This window comes from Kitasatospora putterlickiae, from assembly GCF_039527695.1.
In the GTDB taxonomy this organism is placed as follows: Bacteria; Actinomycetota; Actinomycetes; order Streptomycetales; family Streptomycetaceae; genus Kitasatospora; species Kitasatospora putterlickiae.
Window position 1 is genome coordinate 1 of record NZ_BAAAKJ010000484.1, and the last position, 3,015, is coordinate 3,015.

2 protein-coding genes and 1 pseudogene are annotated in these 3,015 nt (G+C 72.0%); 1 reads left to right on the forward strand and 2 read right to left on the reverse strand.

Annotation, left to right across the window (positions count from 1 at the left end; all coding sequences use genetic code 11):
• Together ABD308_RS37485 and mce are read right to left on the reverse strand one after the other, a co-directional pair.
• A pseudogene (locus ABD308_RS37485) lies at positions 1 to 585 on the reverse strand (hypothetical protein); the annotation flags it as partial.
• A gap of 492 nt (positions 586 to 1,077) precedes the next feature.
• A complete protein-coding gene (gene mce, locus ABD308_RS37490; protein WP_344345153.1) occupies positions 1,078 to 1,512 on the reverse strand; it encodes a methylmalonyl-CoA epimerase in 435 nt (144 codons plus the stop codon).
• Between the two features lie 272 nt (positions 1,513 to 1,784).
• Between mce and ABD308_RS37495 the strand changes: the two genes are divergently transcribed.
• Positions 1,785 to 2,978, forward strand: a complete 1,194-nt coding sequence (locus ABD308_RS37495; protein WP_344345155.1) for an acetyl-CoA C-acetyltransferase — start codon at positions 1,785 to 1,787, stop codon at positions 2,976 to 2,978.
• Positions 2,979 to 3,015 lie beyond the last annotated feature (37 nt).

Below are 3,015 nucleotides of genomic sequence, written 5' to 3' on the forward strand. Positions count from 1 at the left end.
CTCGACCACGTGCACCGGCACCCGGATCGTGCGGGCCTGGTCGGCCAGCGCGGCGGCCTCGGCGCGGGCCGCGGCCATCATCCGGTCGGACTCGGCGCGGGCCTCCTGCAGCAGGCGCTGGGCCTCCTGCTCGGTGCCGGCCCGGGTCTGCTCGGCCCAGCTGACGTTCTCGTTGACGTGCTGTTCGGCGCTGCGCCGCAGCTCGGCGAGCTCGTCCTCCAGCTGGCGGCGGCGGGCGGCCAGCTCGGCCTCCAGCCGGGCGGTGCGCTCGGCGGCCTCGGCCATGATCCGCTGGGTGGCGGCCTGGGAGTCGCGCAGCTGGCGCTCGGCGTCGGCGCGCAGCTGCTGGGCCTGCATCTCGGCGGTGCGGAGCATCTGCTCGGCCTGGCCGGACACGGCGTCGAAGGCGCGCGGCTGGGCGAGCATGCGGCGGGACTCGTGCAGCTTGGCCCGGAGCACCTCCACCTGGTAGGCGAGGTCCTCGGCATGCTCGACTGCCTTGTCCCGCTCCTTCCGAGTCCGATCCATCTCGGCCTCGAACTGGGAGAGGTGATCGTCAACCTCGTAGCGGTCGTAGCCCCGCACTCCGCGGTCCCATCCATCTCCTGGTCGCGTCCTCGACCCGGCCGGTCCGCGCTCCCGTTGTCCGGGCACGGTCCGACTGGTCCTTGCATCCGCGCCGTCCGGGCACCCCTGCCCTAGCCGGGGGCCCGTCGCGGTCGTCGGAGTCCGGGGCGCGGGAGCGCGGTCGATCCGCGATCCCCCGTCCGGGTGGACTCCTGGGCGAACTCTTGCCTTGTGGAGAATGGTGACAGATCCGTCTTGCGACTGTTCAGCCGTGCCCGCGTAATGGACTCCCCTGCGACGGGCCTCCCACCGGGGCGGACGGGCCTGTCTTCGGCCGTGCTCGTCGTCCCCGTCCCCCGGAGTCTTCGCGCACCTGGGCATTGTAGTGGGAGCGTCTTGCGGGGGAATGGTCGCGTGGGGGTTTTCCGGGTTGCCCGGCGAGATTACTGACGGGTCATGAGGGTGGCGGGGCGGCGGACGGGCGCTCGCCGCCCCGCGCCGGCGCCGGCCTCAGTGGGCGTCGGATCCGGCGGCGGTGACCAGCTCGGTCAGCACCCCGCCGCAGTCCTTGGGGTGCAGGAAGGTGATCCGCGAGCCCATCGAGCCGGTGCGCGGCTGCTCGTAGAGGACCCGCACGCCCTTGGCCCGGATCTCCTCGGAGTCGGCGTCGACGTCGGCGGTGCCGAAGGCGATGTGGTGGACGCCCTCGCCGTTCTTCGCCAGCCACTTGCCGACCGGCGAGTCCTCGCGGATCGGCTCCAGCAGCTGCAGGTAGGAGGCGCCGCCGTCGCCGGTGTCGTTGATCTTGAGCATCGCCTCGCGGACGCCCTGTTCCTCGTTGACCTCGCTGTGGAACACCTCGAAGCCGTAGGTGGAGCGGTAGAACTCGACCGTCTTGTCGAGGTCGCGGCAGGCGATGCCGATGTGGTCGATACGGGTGAGCACGGGGGCCTCCGGTCTGGGGCTGGTGCGACAGGACGGCAACAGTGCAGCGCATGCCGGGCGGCGGGCGCCAGTGATCGGGGTGCGAATCTGCTCACACGGGCCGCGCGGCGGGGTTCACCCGGATCGGCGCGGCACGGTGTTGACTGGATGGTGCCGGACACGCCCTGACTAGTGCGCTCGATCACATCTTGGGTCCGGTGACGGGCGGGTAGCAGGTCAGTACATTGAGCGGAATCCTCCACCTGGCCACGACGTGCGAAGGGGCTCGTCCCATGACCAACACCACCTCAGTGATCGTCGCCGGGGCGCGGACCCCGATGGGCCGGCTGCTCGGCTCCCTCAAGGGCTTCTCCGGCGCCGAGCTCGGCGGCTTCGCGATCAAGGCGGCGCTGGAGCGGGCCGGCGTCACCGGCGAGCAGGTCCAGTACGTCATCATGGGCCAGGTCCTGCAGGCCGGCGCCGGCCAGATCCCGGCCCGCCAGGCCGCCGTCAAGGCCGGGATCCCGATGAACGTCCCGGCGCTCACCATCAACAAGGTGTGCCTCTCCGGCCTGGACGCCATCGCGCTGGCCGACCAGCTGATCCGGGCCGGCGAGTTCGACGTCGTGGTGGCCGGTGGCCAGGAGTCGATGACCAACGCCCCGCACCTGCTGCCGAAGTCCCGCGAGGGCTACAAGTACGGCGCGATCGAACTGCTGGACGCGATGGCGCACGACGGCCTGACCGACGCCTACGAGAACATCCCGATGGGCGAGTCCACCGAGAAGCACAACGCCCGCCTCGGCATCCCGCGCGAGGCCCAGGACGAGATCGCCGCCGCCTCGCACCAGCGGGCCGCCAAGGCGCAGGCCGACGGCGTCTTCGACGCCGAGATCGTCCCGGTGGAGATCCCGCAGCGCCGGGGCGAGCCGGTGGTGTTCAGCCAGGACGAGGGCATCCGCGCCGACACCACCGTCGAGGGCCTGGCCAGGCTGCGCCCGGCGTTCACCAAGGACGGCACCATCACCGCCGGCACCTCCTCGCAGATCTCGGACGGCGCCGCCGCCGTGGTCGTGATGAGCAAGGCCAAGGCCGAGGAGCTGGGCCTGAGCTGGATCGCCGAGATCGGCGCGCACGGCAACGTCGCGGGGCCGGACAACTCGCTGCAGTCGCAGCCGTCCAACGCGATCAGGCACGCGGTCGCCAAGGAGGGCATCGCCGTCGAGGACCTCGACCTGATCGAGATCAACGAGGCCTTCGCCGCCGTCGCCCACCAGTCGATGAAGGACCTCGGCGTCTCCTCCGAGATCGTCAACGTCAACGGCGGCGCGATCGCGCTCGGCCACCCGATCGGCATGTCCGGCGCCCGCGTGGTGCTGCACCTGGCGCTGGAGCTGCAGCGCCGCGGCGGCGGCGTCGGCGCGGCCGCGCTGTGCGGCGGCGGCGGCCAGGGCGACGCGCTGATCGTCCGGGTGCCCAAGGCCTGACGACCGACGCAACGACCGGTTCACCCCGGGGCCGCGG

Bases quoted from the DNA above. Each gene is read 5' to 3' on its own strand.
- ABD308_RS37495 (WP_344345155.1), top strand. From the start codon at position 1,785: ATGACCAACACCACCTCAGTGATCGTCGCCGGGGCGCGGACCCCGATG.